We start from the raw sequence: 19,899 nt of genomic DNA on the forward strand, positions 1-19,899 counted from the left end.
AGGATTGAGCTAACGCCCGCATCCTGTGGTTGTAAGCAAAAGAACAAATTATTCGGCTAGGTGAGTTGCGCTACTGGTGGGAGTAACAGAACCACCACTTTGCACAAGAAAAACGCCACCAAGAATCAGAACCACCCCCGCCAACTTCGCCAGGTTTATTGGCTTGGCGGCTAGCCCCATCAGGCCGAAGTGATCCACCAAAACTGAAGCGATTATTTGACCTGCCACCACTAAAACTAGAAATCCACCAGCCCCAAGCTTTGGGGTAAGGGCGGCAGCGCCGCCGACATACAGAGCGCCCAGCACACCACCAATCCATAGCCACCATGGGCCTTGTACGGCTTTGCTCATGTCGGGAGCAGGCACGCGGAGCAGCAGTAGAGCTGCCACGACGACTACGGAGCTCACTACGAGCGATGTCAGCGCCCCCCAGAGTGGATGGCCAAGTGCGCGGCCTACTCCTGCGTTGCTAGCAGCTTGGAATGGGAGAGCTACGCCTGCGAGAAATGCCATGCCGACCGGAATGAGTGCGAGAACCGCTGCCTTACTGAACATGTTTAAGCTCTCCTCGTGGGTGGTTTGTTTCGATGAGCAAATGGTGATGTATTGGCCGCTCTTATGGAAATCGAACTTGTGCACGTTAAATATTCGCCTCGTGGATGACAGCATGACTGAAGCACGCTGCCGAGCAGGCGTGAAGCCTAGCCGCCTGATAGTCAGTGGGGGCTCTCGGAGAAGGACTCGGAGGGGGGCGTGAGATGTTGCGCAAATGCAGGAACAGACGAAAGCGAGATCCTAGTCCGAAGCATGAGGAGTTGATGACTGAGTAGAGACAGCGTAACCGTGAGGAGAAGTCACCTACAGCCATTGCCGCGCCAAGTAGACCACTGCATCCCGCAGTACCGTCGGCACCGGATCGAGCGGCAGGTTGTAGCGGCCCCGAAGGTGGCCATCCACCAACTCTTCCGCTTGACGTGCGCCATCCTCAATGACGCTTTCATTGGGGAGCGCGGCAGCCGGATCATCGTTGGAGGGCTGAATCAGCGTCATCTCTGGTACGGCGTTGCCGATGTCGGCGCGGGTGCAGTAGCGCGTAGGTCAGCCCGCCTTCAACTCGACAAGGGCTTCAGGGAATAAGCACATGGCGAGTGGGTTGGCCTGGGCTTCTAAATCCCAGCTTTTGCCCAGTTTGCGTTCTTCAGCCTTGCTGTAGAACGGCTGGCCCAAGGTGCGGACGGTTTCGTTGTAGTTGGCCGGGGCGTTGAACATACGGAGCACGCCATGGGCCACTAGGAACACCTGGGCGATATCGGCCGGAATGAAACGCTGGCTGCTGACGGTGCCCTTGGCGACCTGCTCAGCGAATGCCGGGGCGACCTGCTGCGGTTCGGCGATCAAACCTTGAGCGGTAGCCGTCAGGGACTTGACCCAGCCAGCGGCCGGGGCGTCATGCTTTGGGTGGCCGATGACCATCGGGGCTTGGTGAAGGCTTGGGTCATACGCCGCCACGGTGGCAGCTAGATCGGACTCGCTAAAGTCAAAGCTGACGCCGCTCATCGCGGTGTGCGAACCGGGCTTGAAGATGTGCAGTGGTTTCATGACTGTGCGCCGCATGGAAGTAATGCGCACAGCCTGGGTAATGAATGCCCCAGGACTTTTAATCGAGTTTAAAGAGTGTCGGTAGGCTTCAAGAACACTTCGTCCAGGAGAGGGCGAGCATCCAGGATGAGATCAGCGATTTCCTGGGTGTTCGATGCTGCCAGTATCTGATCTTCAAGAACGACGAGTTCTTCTGCGTAGTCGTCTTGGTTCTGACGATGATGCGTGTGCAACACACCCTGGATGCAGGTACTGAGATTCTCTTTTGTTGTTTCTATCGCACTACTTTCACGAGAGATAGTGGCCTGCGCCCAGCTCCTCAAAGGGTGATGTTGAACATCCATCTCTTGGTTGAACATGGTTCTGTACGCACCTTGCTACCACCATTGCTGACACGAACAAGGGCAAAGTGCTTGCCGATGCAAACGGTATGACGCTGTACACCTTTAGTCGAGACAGTGCCGGTAAGTCCGCGTGCAACGGAGACTGCGCTAAGGCGTGGCCACCGTTAGCTGTGAGTGCAGACTCGAAGGATGACGGTAAGTACAGTGTCATCGTCCGTGATGACGGAAGCCGTCAATGGGCCTACAAAGGCATGCCGCTCTACACATGGAGCAAGGACACCAAGCCGGGCGATACCACAGGTGACGGCTTTAAGGATGTATGGCATGTAGCCAAGCCTTAAGCACCGGCGTTTCTACACTCCGGCCGCGTCTGTAAAACCTCGGCCGGAGTGTTTGGTGCGATTTAAGTTGAATCGTAATCATCCGGTCACTAGCCACTCCTGACCGCTCTCCAAATTAACCAAAAAACGCGGACATAATCGCCTGCGTTGGTCGGGCTCGGAAGGTGTGCTCCCCCGGCCTCTTACGAGACCGCATGTGTTCTCAGGGGATTGGGATAGGGCGGTGATGAGGAGCGTCTTCCAAAAACTGAAAACTGATCGCGTGTGGCACCTGGTTTACGCCAATCGTGGCGAGCCGACTAAGGTCCTGGTGGACTGCACCGTACGGCTCTAGACCGCAGGCGCACTCAACGCCAGCTACTGCAGTCACTCAATCGGGCGGCAGCGCTTGAAGCAGCCATCTGTGGAAGTGTCTGGATTCACTTGCCCTACATCTGAAACTCTGGCGCTGACTGACCTTTGAGGTGGTGATCCATCCAACGCAGTAGGTAGTGAATGCTCAGTCCACGATGCCGAGCATCATCCCCACCTCTGATAACGTGACCTGCTCCCTCAAACTCGATCAGGGCCGTTGGCACCCGCAGATGCTTTAACAACATGAACATCAATTCGCTCCCAGTCGCGGGAGGTGTTCGTCGATCCCTGGTCCCCGCCATGAAAAGCGTCGGTGTCTTTACGTTCAGTCCATGAGTGATCGGAGAAAGCTCCCGGTCTTTCATATCCAGCCAAGGATGTATATTGGGGGCCGCCATGTCGGGTTGGTCGCCGAGAAACCAGTAAAGTGAATTGTCGGCAATACTGCTAATGGACACGGCAGCTGCGAATCGATCTGTGTGCGTTATAGCCCAGTCCGTGAGTATGCCGCCAGCGGAGCCACCAGCGATACCAAGCCTACCGGCATCAATCTCGGGGCGGGACAGCAGATAGTCCACTCCCGACATCGTGTCCTCATATTCAGGCCCAGGCCACTTATCCGCCAGCGCGCTGGCAAACGCTTGGCCATATGAAGCACTTCCTCGAGGATTGATGTACATAACGAAATAGCCGGCTGCAGCCATTGCCTGGATGTCTCCATCGAAGGCGCTGTTCCACCAGCTGTAAGGGCCACCGTGGGCCCATACGATCAGCGGGTATTTCTGATGAGGGTCAACCACTGGTGGCTTATGCAGGTAGCCATGGATTGTCCCGCCACCTGCCCGTTGGTAGGTGATTGCCTCTGGCTTTGTAAGGCTTCGTTCATCGCGGATGTGCTGGTTGGTTGCGCCCAGCTGAATCCCGCCTCCCTCACCAACAAGGTATAGCTCAGGCGGAGTGATGAAATCCGACGCTACAGCGATAAGGCGATTGGCTGCCCGTGAGAAGTGAAAGCTCTCGACCACTCGATCCCCCAGCCATAGCGGGTAAATTTGGTGGTTAGCAATGTCCACTTCTACAAGGTTCGCGTTACCAAAATCATTATTTATGGTGATCAGGCGATGGTCGTTTTTCCACATCAAACCAGACGCGCCCATCTCCCGGTCATAGTCAGCAGTGACATTGACCGTGACGCCGGAGGCGAGATCCATTACGAAAATGTCGTCCTGAGCAAACTCTGGTGGGGCTTCTGGATTGCGTAGAGTAAAAGCTACTTTGGAACCGTCCGGGCTTGGGATGAGCTCGGGAGCTGACGCCAAGTCTTCGCCCGTTCCCGGTATTTTTAAGGCGCGCGTCATTCCTTGTTCTCCACTGCTGAGGACAACACTGCGTAAAGTCGACTTTCCCCCTCCGTAATAAGCCTCAACTGTGTCGTCGGTGGTGAAAAACACGGCGTTACCATCGCTCGACCAAAACGCCAATGTCGTATTAGTAGCTTGGTGAGTAAGCTGGCGCGCAGGGGTAGGCACGCAATTGGCAGTTACATCGACTACCCAGATCTGAGCCACTGCAAAGTCATCGTTACCGCCATTGGCTCGATAGTCGGCACGCGTAAATATTCTTACACCAGCGGGAGGAGTGATCTTGTTGCTTGGAACAGCAGAGGTGAATGCGATGCTATTGCCATCAGGAGCCCATTGGTAATCACCTACGCCATTGATCAGCTCAGTGAGTGAACACACCTGACCTTTTTTGGTGGGCAGAATATGCAGCTGCGTCACTCCTTCGTCGGAGCGCAAAAACGCCAATTTTGACCCATCTGGAGACCATCTGGGCCTACTGTCGTCGTGTTGTTCGGAAAAGAGGAGGGATGCATGGCGCAACTCTAGATCCAATATCCATAGAGCGCCCTCTTGAAGTCCAGGAGTGGGGCTGGGTTCGGTGATATGGAACACCAGCTTGGTGCCATCAGGAGAAATAGCCAACTGATCCAAAGCCTTGACTCGAGCGATGTCTTCCGTGCCAAAGGACCGTTTTGTTGGAGCTTCCGAGAAGGCCTGCGCAGTTAAATTCGACATCAATCCTGCTATGCATATGACCATGCTGGTCAAGGTGGATATTAATGGACTCACGATCTGCTGGGCTCTCTACCGATGATCAAAATGCAACGTTAGCCGACCAGTATTGAAATACGCCAGATGAGAAGCAGATCACTAGATTTTGCTCACCTGGCGATGACACAGTCATTTCAATATGCGTGGTTCTGATAGGTCCCGTTCCGTTTCTGTCTCAGGATAGTCTCATGGTATGTATGCAAAATGCAGCGGCGTCCTTCGGCATCGGGTAACAATCAATTAGATTCCCATCTGCGCCAGCGGATGGTTGCGCCACGGGCTGGATCGCTGGCTCGCCCACCCACTACGTCAAGGCCAGTCTTACGGAATAGACGCCCGTCATGTCGCTTAGGGACGCTCCGATCAACCTGCCGCAACCGCGCGGCAAGTTTAATATTCCATGCCGTTCAACGCTATTTATCGCGAAGCGTCACGTCTGATACATCTCAGGATCACGCTTGCCTTCCTCGTTCTTGGCTGGCTGGGAGCATGAATAGTCGTGGCATCGACGATGGTGCCCTGGCGCGGGGACAGACCTTTTTCCTGCAAATAACCGTTGATGAGAGCCAGGATCGCAGGCACCAATTTATGCTTCTCCAGCAAGTGTCGGAAGTTCATGATCATGGTGTCTTCGGGGATTGGCGCGCTCAGCATGAGATGGGCAAATTGGCGCATGGGCGTGATTTCGTAGAGCGCTTCTTCCATGGTTAGGGCGCTCAGCGTAAACCAGTTTTGCAGCAGGTGAATGCGCAACATGGTCTCCAGTGGATACGGTTTACCGCCACCACCAGCCTTCGGGTAATACGGTTCGATCACCCTCAACAAACCACTCCAGGGCACCACCTGATCCATTTCGGCAAGGAAGCTTGTGATGCCAGGGGCTATCTACCATCCACAGACTCGTAAAAATCAACTAAAGTTCAAACCGCCACTTCAAAACCAACCTCACAATAAACCTTTGAAGCTTTATCTCCAATACTAAAAATCGAGTAAGAACGTAAACTTAGCGGTGTACGTTATTGCTGCCAGGTTTCCCTTACAAGCGAGGCTAGACCTATTTAACGGGTATACGGGGCGAGCCGTTTAACCGTCACCAGATGCGAAACTGTTTGTATCCCGGCAACGCTACACGTTTTTTGAAAAAAGAATCCCAAAACAGCAACTTTATAAAAGCCACCCCCAGTGCCATGAACACAGCCAGTGCGTCACGCCCCTTATCGCGAAAAATGGCTTAAAGCCGCTTTCAATTTCGCACCGCAATAAAAGGAGTTTTATTCCTGATATTGCGTTGATCAGGCTTCTTGAGGGGCTCAGCTAGTCATATTTTTTTGATCACCCCTAATGGTCCATATGTTGCGGCCGATACACCTTCATACACAGGACGTGCATGAGGACTTTTCGCCTTTTTTAGATTTTGGAGAGCAGCGGTATGGGGTTTGATCTGAAATTTCGACACAAAATTTTGCTGGCTGCAGGATTGACGGTGGTATTTGCGTTCACCTTGTTCGTGCTATTCAACGACTACAAGCAACGGCAAACCCTACAAGCGAATGCCACACGCTCCATGGCAGATCTGGGCGAATTAACCACATCCAATGTTCAAACTTGGCTGCAGGGCAATATGTCGCTCGTCGACTCCATGGCCCAACAGATCAGCGTAGAGGGCTCGGCGCTCGACAAGCTTAAGAGTATTGTGGGTTTACCCGTTTACGGTACTGCTTTTCAAATCAGCTATTTTGGCGGCGCGGATGGGTTGATGTTCTCGGTACCGGCGGCTTCGCGTGCGGCGGATTACGATCCTCGCGCACGTGGCTGGTACAAGGCAGCCATGACTGCGGGTCGTACCGTCGTGACCGAACCCTACGTTGCAGCCTCATCCGGCAAGCTGGTTATCACCGTCGCGACGCCGGTCAAACGTGCCGGCGAGACTATCGGCGTGGCGGGCGCAGATATTGACCTGGCGAGTGTCAGCGCGATCATCAACTCGCTCAATTTCGATGGTCACGGCAATGCGTTTATCGTTAACGCAGATGGCAAGATTCTGATTCATCCGGACAAGGAGCTGATTCTCAAAAACCTGACGGAGGCGTTCCCCGGCAGTGGTCTGACGGCGAAGAATGGTTTGAGCGAGGTTGAGTCCAATGGCAAAGCGCTGCTCGTGCATTTCAATCCGCTGAAGGGCATACCCTCCGCGAACTGGCAGATCGGCCTGGCTCTGGAGCAGTCCTTCGCCTTTTCAATGCTGAAGGAGTTTCGCGTATCCGCCGCGATTGCTACGGTGATCGCGGTGATTGTCATCATCACATTGTTAAGTATTCTGACGCGCGTCCTGATGCAGCCGCTCTTTGCAATGGGACGGGCCATGCAGGACATAGCTGACGGCGAAGGCGATTTGACCCGGCGTCTGGTGGTGGTGCGTCAGGATGAGTTCGGGCAGCTTGGTACGGCGTTCAACCGTTTTGTAGAACGTGTGCATCAGTCGATCAAGGATGTGGCGTCGGCAACCCTCCACGTGAACCAAGTTGCCTCGAGGGTGGTGAGCGCATCCAACGCATCGTTACTCAACTCCGACCAACAGGTTTCCCGCACAACCAGTGTTGCTGCGGCGATCAATGAATTGGGCGCAGCCGCCCAGGAAATCGCTCGCAATGCCGCCATTGCCTCTGAGCACTCCGCGGATGCTAGCGCCCTCTCGGCCGAGGGCCAGCAGGTTCTGGGCCAGTCAATCACGTCCATGCGTGAACTATCGCAAAAAATCAGCGAGTCCTGCGGCACTATCGAAACCTTAAATGCGAAAACGGTGAACATTGGGCAGATTCTGGAGGTGATCACCAGTATTTCTCAGCAAACCAATTTGTTGGCATTGAATGCTGCAATCGAAGCGGCTCGGGCGGGCGAGGCTGGACGCGGTTTCGCCGTAGTGGCGGATGAAGTGCGCAACCTGGCGCATCGCACACAAGAATCGGCTCAGCAGGTGCAACAGATGATCGACGAACTGCAAACGGGTTCTCGTAGTGCCGTTAGCACCATGGAGGAGAGTCAGAGGCAGAGTGATAAAACCGTTCAGGTCTCGAACCTGGCCGGTGAGCGCCTTGGCAGTGTCACTGTCCGAATTGACGAGATCGACAGTATGAATCAATCGGTAGCCACTGCTACTGAAGAGCAAACTGCCGTTGTCGAATCCATCAATCAGGACATTACCGAGATCAACACCCTGAATCGGGATGGTGTGGAGAACCTGCGTACCACGCTGCAGGCCTGTAAAGAGCTTGAGCAGCAGGCTGCGCAACTAAGCCAGTTAGTGAAGAGCTTCAGAATATAGGGACGCTCCGATCAACTTGCCGCAATCGCGCGGCAAGTTGAATATTCCGTGCCGTTCAGCGCTATTTATCGCGAAACGTCACGTGCGCACCGCCTTGTCGGGCTTCTCAACCCATTTCGATGTTTTACACATGTAACTTTTTCCCATACCCATCAGCTGCTTTCGGGACATCCAAAGGTTTGAAAGGGCGAACAGCGTGGTCAACTGAGCAGTGTTTTTTATCAGTCAGCGAAAGCGCACTTTCACATAGCCAAACTGACGTTCGATCACGCGGAATGGGTGCTCGACCTCAGCCCGCGTCTAGGCTTTGAGGTAGTCGATTTTGCATTGGCCTTGTAGAGCAGGCCGCGTTTATTGAGCTTGCAATAAGTGCTACGTCGCGCCGCGATCTGCCAGATCACTTTCCGAATTTTGCGTTCATCACGCTTCTCGACGCCGGTGTAACCGGCGTCCGAATAGACCGCGTTTTCCTCGCCATGTAGCAGCTCAGCAACTTGGGTTAGCACCACCACCAGCCTTCGGGTAATACGGTTCGATTACCCTCAATAAACCACTCCAGGACGCCACCTGATCCATTTGGGCAAGGAAGCTTGCTTGCGCTTGCCGGCGTACTCAAAAGGGGAAAGCTCATCTTCTAGAACGCTTGGGTGCTGGGTCTGCATCTAAGAAGTAGGGCGTAGTGATGATTCGACGTCCCACTGCTGTTCTGAGGTGGGGTACTGAAAATAAACACCTTGAAGACTTCGGTATAGTATCGCAGGCCATTCGTGAACGCTTCGGTGTTGCACTGAGCGACGAAACGGTATCCGCCAGGGATCTCAACGAGGGGCGGCCTGTATGTCCGCTACCTGTATCGGTACCAGCCGCTCATAGCGACTATGTTGTCTATTCCGAGAGTTCACGCAAACGCCCGGAGATCCGGGCGCTTATCGAATGGTTGCTGTCTACAACGGGCCAGTCCGATCAGTAACCGTATCTCCGGCCATCGGTGAACTGAATGTTGGTGAGGATGCTGATGCCTTTATCAACATTGTATAGCTCAGAGCTCTTGATCAGCTCTGGGTCGCTGAAAGCTTTGCCTTTGGCGCGTCCCGTCTGAATTTGAATCATCTTATCGCGGATCGCCTGAATGTCAGCGTGCGTCATAGCCGGTACCTTGCTCGGATCCTCATCGGCGTGAGCACCGTAGACAATGGTTTGCGGAGTAATGACCTTCAATGTGGCGTTGAGCGGCGAGACATAGTCCTGTACATTCCCAGCCAGGAGCCAAGAAGGATAGATATGGTCGCCGGCCAGAAAGATATCGTGTTCCTCATCGTACAATCCATGATTTCTAAACGTGAAAACTTTTGCCCTCCTAAAGCTTCTAGTGAGTGCGATAGGGAGAAAATATTGTAAGGGGGGGCAGACGGCTCCGCGCTGGCTGATCTCGGTAACGCGGTGCCCTCTTGCGAATGACGTTGGTGTAGATGCGCAATTTCGCGGATTGGTCAAATTAGGATGGATGATGAGGGGCTGATATATTCTTTATTCTATTGACTACCGATGTCTGGCTTTCGTATGGATGAGCTACGCCGAATTGACCTGAATCTGCTGTTGACACTTCACGCGTTGCTCATTGAGAGACATGTCACAAGAGCATCTATAAGGTTGCATAAAAGTCAGCCGGCGGTGAGCCACTCGCTCGCACAACTGAGAGAACACTTCAACGACCAGTTGTTGATCAGGCGAGATGGATACATGGCTCTTACGGCCAAGGCGCAGGCTTTGATCATCCCGTTGGAGGCTGCGTTGCTCAGCCTGAACGGACTTCTGGGAGAGACAAACTTTAATCCAGAGACCGCTCGGGCTCGGCTTCGTTTATCTCTGTCGGATTACGCGGCGAAAACCATCTTGCCGTCCGTTGTTCGAAGAGTTCGGGCTGAGGCTCCAGGGTTGGAACTTGCGATTAGCCAAGCCAGCCGTGAGGCAATGAATGCGCAATTGGCTGATGGAGAGCTTGATCTCGCATTGGGGATCTTCCCTGACACCCCAGAAGAAATCATGGTTGAGAATCTTTTTCCAGATCAGTTCGTGAGCGTGGCAGACCAAGCAGCCATTCCAGTTGATCGAACTCTTACTCTAGATGAGTGGTTAGATCGCCCGCACGTGATGTTGGCTCTGCGCCCTGATGCAAATGACGAAATCGAGAAAACGCTGAGTGCGAAAGGTCTACGTCGATCCATCGCATTGGCGCTTCCTCATTGGACTGCAGCAGTCGAAATGATTGAGGGCACCGACCTGATCCTCACCATAGCGAGTAGGGCATTGATCAGTATGGATCGCTTCCCTAACTTGCACTGCTTTGAGCCGCCGTTGGAACTGCCTCGAATTTCTTATCAACAAGCTTGGCATGTCAGAAAGGACGCAGATCCAGCTTTGAAATGGCTGCGTAGATGCTTCGTTGAGTGCGGACAGCGAAGCGTCCACCGATAGTCGTCCATGCCGAACGGTGTGCTTTGGCTCAAACTGAGGCTGGTGGCCCTTTAAGCTCAATTTGGTTGCCATCTGGATCGAAGCAGTAGATGGATGGGCCATCACCTTCGGCGCCATAGCGCGTGACCGCTTTCTCGGCCCGAATCCCAAGTGAATGCAAGTGACCTAAAATATTGGCTTCGTTAAAGGGAGAAATACGTAGACAGAAATGATCCACGTTTTGATGATTGCGATCTGGAGTTCCTCCCGTTTGAATGCCGAGAGGCCCGTGAACATCTACTAGATCGATCATGGACGAGCCTGCGCCGAGGTGGATCATGCCCAGATCGTCTCGGCGTTTTTTTATCTGGCAGCCAAGAGTTCGAATGTAAAACTCAATACTGAGGGGCATATCTTGAACTCGTAGCACCACGTGGTCGAGATGCTTGATTTCGAATGGGATCATGAGAGTCTCCTGTAAGGTCATACGAGCGATGGGGCAATGCTCATGGTTGAGGCCCTAGTCTTTGCGTCGAAAATGCACAGGCCTTGCGGTGAAATTCATCTTGGAAGCGGAGGTCAAAAACACGTACCGAAAAATTCGGCCCAACGAAGCGAATTAGAATTTTCTAGTCGTTGGAGTAGGGCTAGCCAAAGCCTTCAGGGGGTGCCAGCGTGGCTAACAGTGTCGCGCTAACTAATGATAGACACTGTCACCGCTTCGGGTGTTACAGCATGGCGAGCCACCGGCATTGAGATCAGACCGAAACCAGAAACGGTAGATCAGCTCTGCGACTCGCCATGCAGTTTGTGGTAGCGAAAGGTTACTTAACTTTATCCAGCACTACCGGCATTTTACCGCTGAAGTCTACCCATGGATTGGTGCCGAGTAGGTTGGCATGAGGGACATCTGCTTTATAGCGCATGGTGAATTCCTTTGGGCCGTGACCATAGGCCACAATGAGTCCTTGCCTGGCATCCATGATCCCCGCGTGCATGCCGAGGCCGTGATAGCTCACACGTACAGCTCTGTCATTGAGTTCGATCTTCTCAACCTGGAATCGAGCAATCGAACCGTCCGGCATCGTGAAGCCCCAGCGGAAGGGACCTCCTGCGACAACAGTCATCACTTCATCGACGTCTGTTCCATCATCAGCAGAGTTCACATGCATCCGGCCATATTTTTCCAACACCGCTTTGTGCGTTTTGTCGTCCAAGGCCTTCATGTCGTAAACTTTTGGATAAGGGCCGAACCCTGTTTCCTCAGTCAGAACCCCTCCGCCTGGTACCGCAGGCTGGCGACCCGCAAGTTGGACTTGTTCCAGGAGTTGGCCGTTCGTAAGGCTGAAGACTCCGATCAGGCTTTTCTTCTCGTCTTCGGTTAAGGCTCTCTCATGAGATGTCGCGAGAACTGCTTTTGCCGATTCCGGGATATCGACAGTCGTTACATGTACGCCAATCGGTTTCAACGCCGCGTTGACATCGTTCACACCAACAATATCAGGTCGACCATCGCTGAATTTGAGGGAGACGACATCGCTTGCTACGGCGCTTGCCGTTGCGCCAATGGAAAGTGCCAGGGCGGTAGACGTGAGGATCTCTTTGACTTTCTTCATGATCTTTCTCCGTTTGATTTTTGGCGCTAGGCATCGCGCTGAAAGGATCGTCGGCCAAAAGCTACAGCAATGGAAATCGATAGTTCTCACTAGCCTTATGCAGGTCACGAATGATGCTGGCTTCTAACGCTTGCACTTAGAATCTAGCAACATTCGAGGTTTCTTCCGCCAGTTGGATCCGCTTTTACAACTCCAGCTACTATAAACGTGCCCTACAGTTCGAATCGGCTCACAAGCCCGTTGAGCTCTCCAGCCATCTGAGTCAGTAGCAGGCTGGTCTGAGCTGTGTCATGTGCTCCAGTGGCGCTTTGTTTGGCAAGAGCGCTTATATTCAGCAGGTTTCGATCCACCTCCCTGGCGACATTGGCTTGCTGCTCGGTCGCATTCGCGATGACCAGATTTCGCTCATTTATTTGTGACATATTTCTGGCAATTTCGCTGAGTGCATGCCTGGCGCCTTGAGCCCGTGCCAGCGTGTGATTTGCTTGAGCAGCGCTTAATTGCATAATTTCCACGGTGCTCTGCGTGCCCTGTTGAATCGATACCACCATGCCTTCAATCTCAGTGGTTGATTCTTGGGTTCTTCTTGCAAGGGCTCTGACTTCGTCGGCGACGACTGCGAATCCCCGACCGGCCTCGCCAGCGCGGGCGGCTTCAATTGCGGCATTGAGGGCGAGTAGGTTTGTTTGCCCTGCGATGTCACGGATGACGTCCAAGACCTTACTGATCCCTTGAGCTTGGCTTGCGAGGCTACAGGCTTGGTTGGAGGACGAGAGCACTTGGTCTACCAGGTGTTGAATGGCTTCGGTTGCTTGGGCAACCTGCTGCTCACCTTCTTTTGTGGATGCATTCAAACTTTGGGCCACTTGAGAAGTCGAGGCGGCACTTGCTGCTACATCTTCAACGGAACTGCTCATTTGGGTCACGGCGCATGCTGCTAGCTCAACCTCTTTCGTCTGCTGCCTCAACCCATCGGTACTCATGCGCATAGCCGAGTTCACTTGATCCGTTGCGACAGATAGCTGAGCTGCCGATTGCCCAATACATTTCAAGGTTTCACGCAGGTTGGACTGCATTGTGCTGAGCGCTTTGAGCAGATAGGCGGGCTCGTCCTTCCCGCCAGGCAAGATGTCACCTCGAAGATCTCCTTTCGCAATTTTTCTGGCGATGGAAAGTGCCTCATTGATCGGGATGATGATGCTTCGAGTGAGTCGCCATGCGAGGGCGAACGTAATCAGTATCACCAGGCTTATGCCCAAGCCTACTTGCCACAAAGATTGCCTGTAGATTACCTGAGCGGTAAGAGAGGCTGATTCGGCCCCCCTCTGGTTGTGCTCGATAAGCTCTATCAGTTGCTGTTCCAGGCTCGCACTGATTAGGGCCAAATTTTCATTGAGAATACGATAGGCATGTTGAGTTTGACCGCTACTAATTTTGGACTCGAGCAACGCAGTAATCTTGAGATATTCCGATATCTGCGACTTTAGAGTTTCGATTTGTTGTCGCTCATTATGTGTAGTCAATGTCAATTCGTACTGACTTACGTTTTCCTTAAGCTCACTACTTTCTGTCTTGATCGTTGCCGAGCTAGAATCCTGATGTCCCTCACGACTATCTACGACGAGCCGTAAACATTCTTGGCGTATGGCTGCGATGTTGTTAGAGATGTCATGCATTCGTTCGAAACCTGGTAACCAGACTTTCTCAATGACTTCAGTGCTCGCTCGCAGGCTCGCCATGCGATTTAGACAGAATATCCCAATGACCATTAACATGAGAGCAAGTATCGAAAAGCAGATTCCGGCTCTGCGACCTATTCGCATATTCCTCATGAACATGATCAACTCCTTTGGCGAGTGGGGTACCGCGAAAATCCGGCCAATGGTAGCTAGCAATCTAGGTGGAATGAGTTCGATACTGCGACATTCGCTTGTATGGGGTAGCACGCACTCGACACCGCATCATATTCCTCACGGCCCTCCTGTCAGGATTCCAAGTATGGATTGGAAAAATCTTTGAGTGCGGAGGGACTAAGATCGTGAATGTTTTGCGAGGTTTTGCAGGGAAAGTTGGTAGCTAATTTCTCGCTACTGATAACAACCATTCAATAAAACTAATTACCTCTGGTCGCTCCCTGCTGCCTTCGCTGCATATGCAGTAATAGCTGTGAAGCGCTGGGACGGTCAACGTTAGAGGTTGAACGAGCCGTCCGTCATCGAGATCGCGCGCAGAGACAATTTCATCACTCAGCGCCACTCCAAATCCATCCCTCGCAGCCTGTAGAACCATTCCGAAATCGTCGAAATAGATATCCGAATCTCCACCCTGGCTGGACCGTGCTTCTGCAAGCCAGCGCCGCCATTGCGTACCGTCGTCCTCATGAAGCAATCGGTGGTGGCTGAGATCCGCAATGCTTCGTATTGCGTGTTGCCCCCTCAATAGCTGAGGGCTACAGACGGGAGTAAGGCGAATACCGTGGAGTAGTCGCCACCAAAACCCTGACCATGGAGGGGTGCCGTACACCACCGCAACGTCGGCTTTGCGCCAGTCAACTTGCCCTGTGCTACCGGCGCTGATCACGTTCAGTTTTATATTTCTATTCTCTTCCATGAAGGCGAACAGTCTCGTTGCGAGCCACGTGATTCCATGTACCCGTGGAATAGACAGCGTCAGCTGGACTGGCTTAACCATGTGCGCGTTCGTACGCAGGGTGTGAACGGCAACTTCAAGTTCGCCAATTGCGCTCGCGACATGTTTCTGCAGCACCTTTCCTGCCTCTGTAAGGACGAGTTGCCGCCCTTTTTTCTCCATTAGGTCAATGCCCAGGCAGCCTTGAAGCACCTTCAATTGCTGGCTCACAGCTCCGGATGTCACATGAAGCTCCACGGCTGCGGCAGCTACGTTGCCGAGTCGGGCTACGCTTTCAAAAACCCTAAAGCTGTGAAGAGGGGGCAAGCTCATGGTGCGCACCTATATATTAGAAAAACTTACGTTTTTGCGTTTAGAAAGGATAGCTTGATTGCGTAAGCCTTGCCAGCCACTATGAATGTGCCCACAGAAATGTACTCCTACTAAACAATAAAACCGGAGATCAGCATGAAGAGCCTTCCTAGTCCTTTGGTCCTTGCACTCACTATCGCGTTCTGCAGTAACAGTTGGGCGATTGAGAGCGGCGAGGCCCCGACATTCACCGCCAACGGGTCTTTGAAAGTCTGCACCGCAGGTGAGTTTCCTCCAATGGAGTTTTATGCGAATCCGGGTGATACGGAAATGGTCGGGTTTGAAGTTGATGTCATTAACGCACTGGCCAAAAAATGGAATGTGAAGCCAACATTGGTCGTTGGGGACTTTAAAAGTCTTCTGCCTTCTTTGGACTCACAGCGTTGTGACCTGGTCATAAGTGGTATTTCCATTACGAAAGATAGATTGAAGCGTTACGATGGGGTTGCCTATTTTAAAACATCAGTGGTGATGGTGACGTCAGCAAAAAATAGTGATATCAAACAGCCTGAGGACTTATCAGGAAAGTTGGTTGCTCTGGAAGCCGGTACTACTTATGAAAGTATCGCCGGGCAGCTGAATGAGAAACTGATCGCACAAGGCAAGAAACCCGTGGCAATTCAAACTTATCCATCAGCCTCTGCGGTGATTCAGCAAGTTTTGGTTGGCCGTGCAGCGGCAACGATTACGCAGGACACCACGGCGGCTTACCGCAGCAGCCAGCTCCCAGGGCAGCTTAGCATTCCTTATAGCTATGGAGATGCTAACTACTTCGGTATCTATATGCGGCAAAGTGCAGGTGATAAGAGTCAGGTTCAACAGGCAATTTCTCAGATGCAACAAAGTGGGGAGTTTGGAGCTCTTCTAACTAAATGGAATCTCCCTAGTGATTCGACTGACTTCAAAGTCGCAGATCAATAAGGCCGCAGATCATGATGTTTGACGTTTCTCTTTTTACCACCGCTCTGCTTGGACGCCCATTAGCAATTGGCGCCTTGCTGACGATAAGCCTATCAGTATCCGTGATGGCTGTTTCGCTGGCAATTGCCATGTTCACGGGGCGGTTGGCTACATCGAAAAATAAAGCGGCTCGCTGGACTATTGCTGTGTATGTCTGGTTATTTCGAGGCGCTCCTGCTTTGTTGGTGTTGTTGTTCATATGGAATGGTTTACCTCAAATCTTCCCAGGATTTCGAGGAGATTGGTTTACACCATTTCTTGCAGCTTTTATTGCTTTGACGCTAATTCAGATTGCGTACTTAACCGAAATTTTTCGCAGTGCATACTCTGCTGTCAACGTGGGGCAGCGTGAGGGAGCTTCAGCGCTAGGTCTACACAATGGTCAAATGTTTTTTCTAGTGATTCTGCCTCAAGCGATGCGTATAGCCCTGCCTGCACTGGTTAACGAGTTTATTTCGTTGCTGAAGTCGACTTCGCTGGCGACGATAATTTCGCTGTCGGAGTTGATGACCGTGACACAATTTGCCATTGCCACCAGCTTCCAGTTCCTGGAATGGTACAGCGCTGCGCTCGTCTATTATCTCGCGATGGTCTCTGTTTTAACAGCAATTCAGATTCGTATTGAACGTAAACTTTCGCGCGGGCACCGTGCCGCCGTATAAGTAAAATAATTAGGTGACCTATGAATATGGAAGCTATCAAGCCGGTTGGTGTCCGATCTGAGCAGGTTGCGCCAGTGCTTATTCATATTGAAAAGCTCAATAAGTGGTACGGCGATTTTCAGGTGTTGAAGGATGTGAGCCTCGAAGTTCGAAAAGGCGAGCGCGTAGTTATTTGCGGCCCTTCAGGTTCGGGGAAGTCCAGCCTGATTCGATGCATAAATCGGCTCGAAGAGCACCAAGAGGGAAGTATTGTTGTAGATGGTGTTGAGTTGAGTAGCAAACTGAAGCGCATCGATAAGATTAGAAGTGAAGTTGGTATGGTGTTCCAGCATTTTAATCTGTTTCCGCATTTGACTATCTTGGAAAACTGCACGCTCGCACCGCGTTGGGTTCGCAAGATATCTCGCAAGGATGCCAACGAATTAGCTATGCACTTTCTCGAAAGGGTACGCATTCCTCAAAAAGCCCATGATTATCCAAACCAGCTTTCGGGCGGACAGCAACAGCGAGTGGCAATTGCTCGAGCGCTCTGCATGAATCCCAGGGTGATGTTATTTGATGAGCCAACTTCAGCGCTCGATCCAGAGATGATTAAAGAAGTATTGGATACGATGATTTCTCTTGCTGAAGAGGGGATGACCATGGTGTGTGTTACTCACGAAATGGGATTCGCTCGAAAAGTGGCAGACAAGGTTGTATTTATGGATGGCGGGCAGATTTTGGAGAGCGGCACACCGGATAATTTGTTTGGTGCACCTCGGCACGCGCGAACCCAAGGTTTTTTAAGTCAACTGCTAAGTTAAGGAGCGAACGTGAATACATGGTTCGTAAAAGAGAAGTTGGGAAACAATATTACTCTGATAACCGAGCCATTTGTCCATCCCTACTTCTCGGCAAACATTTTCCATGTGAAGGGCCGTGATAAAGACCTCGTGGTGGACTTTGGTATGGGGATTCTGCCGTTGGTGCCCGCCTTGGAATTGGAGCCTGGAAAACCAGTCATTGCGGTTGCAACTCATATTCACGCAGATCATGTGGGTGGCTTCCATGAGTTTCCGGTCAGATTGGGGCATCCTGCAGAGGCTCGTGAATTTGCGGGCATGCTGGAGCACGAGACTTTAGTTTCGGTGTTCAGAACGCTAAAGGATCCGGTGCGCAAAAGCCCGATACATGGATGGAATATTCAAGACTACGGAATCAGTGAGGCACCCTTAACACTAGCCGTTGAAGAAGGCTACGTCATCGAACTGGGTGATCGAAGTTTCAAGGTTCTACACATGCCTGGTCATACCCATGGCTCGATTTGCTTGCTTGATGAAAGTAGTCAAGAGATTTTTACCGGCGACGTAATTTACAAAGGCGGGTTGGTCGACAATCTTGATTGTTCGAATCGCGATCTTTACAAATTGACGATGGCCCGTCTGAGGGATATGAATATTCGTTTTGCTTACGGTGGGCATGGCGGAGTCATGACTGGCGAGGAAGTGAAGGAAATCGCTACTGCATATATTGAAGGTAACTCTAAGGAAGCTAAGTTGGACTGACTGCTAATAGTGTTGGCTTGCATTTTTGGCGTGGCAAGATCTTCAAAAAAATATTAAATAGTGCGAATGTGTTTTCGTAGCGTGATTTGCTTTGCCGAAAAATGGATTTTGTATTTTCTAGGGAGTTAATAACTCGGCTGGGTATAAACGCTTGCTGTTCTAAAATAAATAAAATAGGAGCGCAGTATGTCGTTTAACAAACAAGCCGTTATCATGGCGGTTATTAGCAGCATGTCCTGTGTTGCCTTGGCTGACACCAACTCCGATCAAAAGCCTGCTACAGGCACTCGAGTTAGTGAGCAGTCTCAGGCGGAGGGTTACTTGGAAGGGCAGAGCCTCACCGGGTTGACTAAAAACTGGTATTCAAATGAGCTCAGGTACAACGGTGAGGCATTTCGCTATCAAAAACACGGTCAATTTCAACCGACGAGGCGCCGTATTAACTGGGTACAAGGTACGATCCTCGATCATACATCAGGATTCACCCAAGGTACGGTAGGTTTCGCGACTCAAGTCGCCCTCTACAATACCGTTGCGCTAGACCGCAGTCGAAAAGACATTGCTAATGGGTCTAACCGGACGCTCGCCGAAAACAATGGCGATGCTGTTGATCAGTGGAGTAAATTAGGTCTTGCCAACGCCAAGATGCGTATATCAAATACGACTGTAACTTTAGGCCGGCAAAGCTTTTCCAGTCCTACAGTCGAAGTTATGCCGACTCGGGCTCTTCCTTCCAGCTTTCAAGGTGTCTCCGTGCACAGTGCGGAGTTTGATGACGTGTCGTTGGATTTTGGATCGTTTGACAGGGTCTCTCCGCGCACTGAGCAAAGCCTGGCAAAGTTTAGGGGGGAGTACCAGGCTATATCTGCCGAAGCAGACCGGGTTAATGTATTCGGTGTGAGCTACAAGCCGGTGAAAAATCTCTCTACCAGTTTTTACGCCACCCAGGTGGAAGATTTTTGGAATCAATATTATATCGGTGCAAGTCACGATCTGGGCGATGCTTCGAAACTTGGTTTGAATACCAGTTTGAATTATTATAAAACTAAAGATTCTGGTCAAAAAAAGCTGGGCGATATCGATAATGACGCCTACAGTCTCGCTTTTGCGCTAAAACACCTTGGGCATACTCTCACGTTGGCGTATCAGCAAATAATTGGTGATGAGTATTTTGATTATCTCCATGAGACGGGTGGGATCTATCTCGCAAACGCAGCGCTTTCCGACTATAACGGCCCCAACGAAAAGTCACTACAACTCTCGTACGCTGTCGATATGGCGCAATACGGAGTGCCCGGCTTGAAACTGAGCGTTTATCACATTCGTGGATGGGACATTGATGGTACCAATTATAAAGGCACTGCTTACGATGTCCGAAGTCAAGATGGTGAACGTCATCATGAGTCCGGTGTCGGGGCTTTTTATGTTATCCAAAGTGGTCAGTTAAAAAGCTCATCTGTTCGCGCGCTTTACACAAAGCATACAGCTTCACAATTTCAAGCGGATGGAAATGTCGGCGAGTTTCGTTTAGTCACAACCGTGCCATTTTCATTGTTTTAAGGTTTCTCTTAGCAACGGTCTGTAAAGGA

General features: G+C 51.7%; 16 protein-coding genes and 6 pseudogenes. 9 read left to right on the plus strand and 13 right to left on the minus strand.

From position 1 onward, the window contains the following. Nucleotides 1-48: 48 nt before the first annotated feature. From HGO40_RS02735 to HGO40_RS02750, 4 genes and pseudogenes are all read right to left on the minus strand, one after another. Nucleotides 49-555, minus strand: coding sequence for a DMT family transporter (locus HGO40_RS02735; protein ID WP_250961815.1), 507 nt, complete (start codon nt 553-555; stop codon nt 49-51). A 303-nt stretch (nt 556-858) separates the two neighbouring features. Beyond that, a pseudogene (locus HGO40_RS02740) lies at nt 859-1,077 on the minus strand (DUF1320 domain-containing protein); the annotation flags it as partial. Between the two features lie 21 nt (nt 1,078-1,098). Continuing rightward, a complete protein-coding gene (locus HGO40_RS02745) occupies nt 1,099-1,599 on the minus strand; it encodes a major capsid protein (RefSeq protein WP_250961789.1) in 501 nt (166 codons plus the stop codon). A 68-nt stretch (nt 1,600-1,667) separates the two neighbouring features. Continuing rightward, on the minus strand, nt 1,668-1,958 hold the full coding sequence (locus HGO40_RS02750) for a hypothetical protein (RefSeq protein ID WP_250961790.1): 291 nt from the start codon (nt 1,956-1,958) through the stop codon (nt 1,668-1,670). A gap of 26 nt (nt 1,959-1,984) precedes the next feature. Here HGO40_RS02750 and HGO40_RS02755 point away from each other — a divergent pair. Next, nucleotides 1,985-2,284: pseudogene (locus HGO40_RS02755) on the plus strand (COG4315 family predicted lipoprotein); the annotation flags it as partial. 428 nt (nt 2,285-2,712) lie between these two features. On the opposite strand, the gene HGO40_RS02760 reads toward HGO40_RS02755, so the two are convergent. Further along, nucleotides 2,713-4,716, minus strand: a complete 2,004-nt coding sequence (locus HGO40_RS02760; RefSeq protein WP_250961791.1) for a S9 family peptidase — start codon at nt 4,714-4,716, stop codon at nt 2,713-2,715. A 469-nt stretch (nt 4,717-5,185) separates the two neighbouring features. Then, nucleotides 5,186-5,637, minus strand: a pseudogene (locus tag HGO40_RS02765) (IS5 family transposase); the annotation flags it as partial. Between the two features lie 679 nt (nt 5,638-6,316). Between HGO40_RS02765 and HGO40_RS30735 the strand changes: the two are divergent. Together HGO40_RS30735 and HGO40_RS30740 are read left to right on the plus strand one after the other, a co-directional pair. Continuing rightward, nucleotides 6,317-7,219, plus strand: a pseudogene (locus HGO40_RS30735) (HAMP domain-containing protein); the annotation flags it as partial. Nucleotides 7,220-7,288: 69 nt separating this feature from the next. Next, nucleotides 7,289-8,074, plus strand: coding sequence for a methyl-accepting chemotaxis protein (locus HGO40_RS30740; RefSeq protein ID WP_502943182.1), 786 nt, complete (start codon nt 7,289-7,291; stop codon nt 8,072-8,074). A gap of 78 nt (nt 8,075-8,152) precedes the next feature. On the opposite strand, the pseudogene HGO40_RS02775 reads toward HGO40_RS30740, so the two are convergent. Together HGO40_RS02775 and HGO40_RS02780 are read right to left on the minus strand one after the other, a co-directional pair. After that, a pseudogene (locus HGO40_RS02775) lies at nt 8,153-8,586 on the minus strand (transposase); the annotation flags it as partial. Nucleotides 8,587-9,037: 451 nt separating this feature from the next. After that, nucleotides 9,038-9,397: a hypothetical protein gene (locus tag HGO40_RS02780; RefSeq protein WP_250961793.1), complete on the minus strand. Its 360-nt coding sequence runs from the start codon at nt 9,395-9,397 to the stop codon at nt 9,038-9,040. A 237-nt stretch (nt 9,398-9,634) separates the two neighbouring features. On the opposite strand from HGO40_RS02780, the gene HGO40_RS02785 reads away from it, so the two are divergent. Beyond that, nucleotides 9,635-10,549: a LysR family transcriptional regulator gene (locus HGO40_RS02785; protein WP_250961794.1), complete on the plus strand. Its 915-nt coding sequence runs from the start codon at nt 9,635-9,637 to the stop codon at nt 10,547-10,549. A gap of 28 nt (nt 10,550-10,577) precedes the next feature. Here HGO40_RS02785 and HGO40_RS02790 read toward each other — a convergent pair whose 3' ends face one another. The 5 genes and pseudogenes from HGO40_RS02790 to HGO40_RS02805 form a co-directional block, all read right to left on the minus strand. Continuing rightward, the gene (locus HGO40_RS02790) at nt 10,578-10,994 is read right to left on the minus strand and encodes a VOC family protein (protein ID WP_250961795.1); all 417 of its coding nucleotides are present in this window, start codon (nt 10,992-10,994) and stop codon (nt 10,578-10,580) included. A gap of 358 nt (nt 10,995-11,352) precedes the next feature. Then, nucleotides 11,353-12,144: a hypothetical protein gene (locus tag HGO40_RS02795; protein ID WP_250961796.1), complete on the minus strand. Its 792-nt coding sequence runs from the start codon at nt 12,142-12,144 to the stop codon at nt 11,353-11,355. A 212-nt stretch (nt 12,145-12,356) separates the two neighbouring features. Next, the gene (locus tag HGO40_RS30745; protein WP_502943183.1) at nt 12,357-13,220 is read right to left on the minus strand and encodes a methyl-accepting chemotaxis protein; all 864 of its coding nucleotides are present in this window, start codon (nt 13,218-13,220) and stop codon (nt 12,357-12,359) included. Nucleotides 13,221-13,442: 222 nt separating this feature from the next. After that, nucleotides 13,443-13,982 (minus strand): annotated as a pseudogene (locus HGO40_RS30750) (MCP four helix bundle domain-containing protein); the annotation flags it as partial. 238 nt (nt 13,983-14,220) lie between these two features. Further along, the gene (locus HGO40_RS02805) at nt 14,221-15,105 is read right to left on the minus strand and encodes a LysR substrate-binding domain-containing protein (RefSeq protein WP_250961798.1); all 885 of its coding nucleotides are present in this window, start codon (nt 15,103-15,105) and stop codon (nt 14,221-14,223) included. 135 nt (nt 15,106-15,240) lie between these two features. Here HGO40_RS02805 and HGO40_RS02810 point away from each other — a divergent pair, with 135 nt between their 5' ends. The 5 genes from HGO40_RS02810 to HGO40_RS02830 all read left to right on the plus strand — a co-directional run bounded on the left by HGO40_RS02810 (nt 15,241) and on the right by HGO40_RS02830 (nt 19,870). Next, nucleotides 15,241-16,065 carry an ABC transporter substrate-binding protein gene (locus HGO40_RS02810; protein WP_250961799.1) on the plus strand — a complete coding sequence of 275 codons (825 nt, stop codon included), beginning with the start codon at nt 15,241-15,243 and terminating at the stop codon, nt 16,063-16,065. An 11-nt stretch (nt 16,066-16,076) separates the two neighbouring features. After that, nucleotides 16,077-16,766 carry an amino acid ABC transporter permease gene (locus HGO40_RS02815; protein WP_250961800.1) on the plus strand — a complete coding sequence of 230 codons (690 nt, stop codon included), beginning with the start codon at nt 16,077-16,079 and terminating at the stop codon, nt 16,764-16,766. Nucleotides 16,767-16,786: 20 nt separating this feature from the next. Next, nucleotides 16,787-17,569, plus strand: coding sequence for an amino acid ABC transporter ATP-binding protein (locus HGO40_RS02820; RefSeq protein ID WP_250961801.1), 783 nt, complete (start codon nt 16,787-16,789; stop codon nt 17,567-17,569). 9 nt (nt 17,570-17,578) lie between these two features. Then, nucleotides 17,579-18,310: an MBL fold metallo-hydrolase gene (locus tag HGO40_RS02825; RefSeq protein ID WP_250961802.1), complete on the plus strand. Its 732-nt coding sequence runs from the start codon at nt 17,579-17,581 to the stop codon at nt 18,308-18,310. A 186-nt stretch (nt 18,311-18,496) separates the two neighbouring features. Beyond that, nucleotides 18,497-19,870: an OprD family outer membrane porin gene (locus HGO40_RS02830; RefSeq protein WP_250961803.1), complete on the plus strand. Its 1,374-nt coding sequence runs from the start codon at nt 18,497-18,499 to the stop codon at nt 19,868-19,870. Nucleotides 19,871-19,899: the final 29 nt, after the last annotated feature.

This window comes from Pseudomonas sp. CG7 (genome assembly GCF_023701885.1).
Taxonomy (GTDB): Bacteria; Pseudomonadota; Gammaproteobacteria; order Pseudomonadales; family Pseudomonadaceae; genus Aquipseudomonas; species Aquipseudomonas zanjanensis.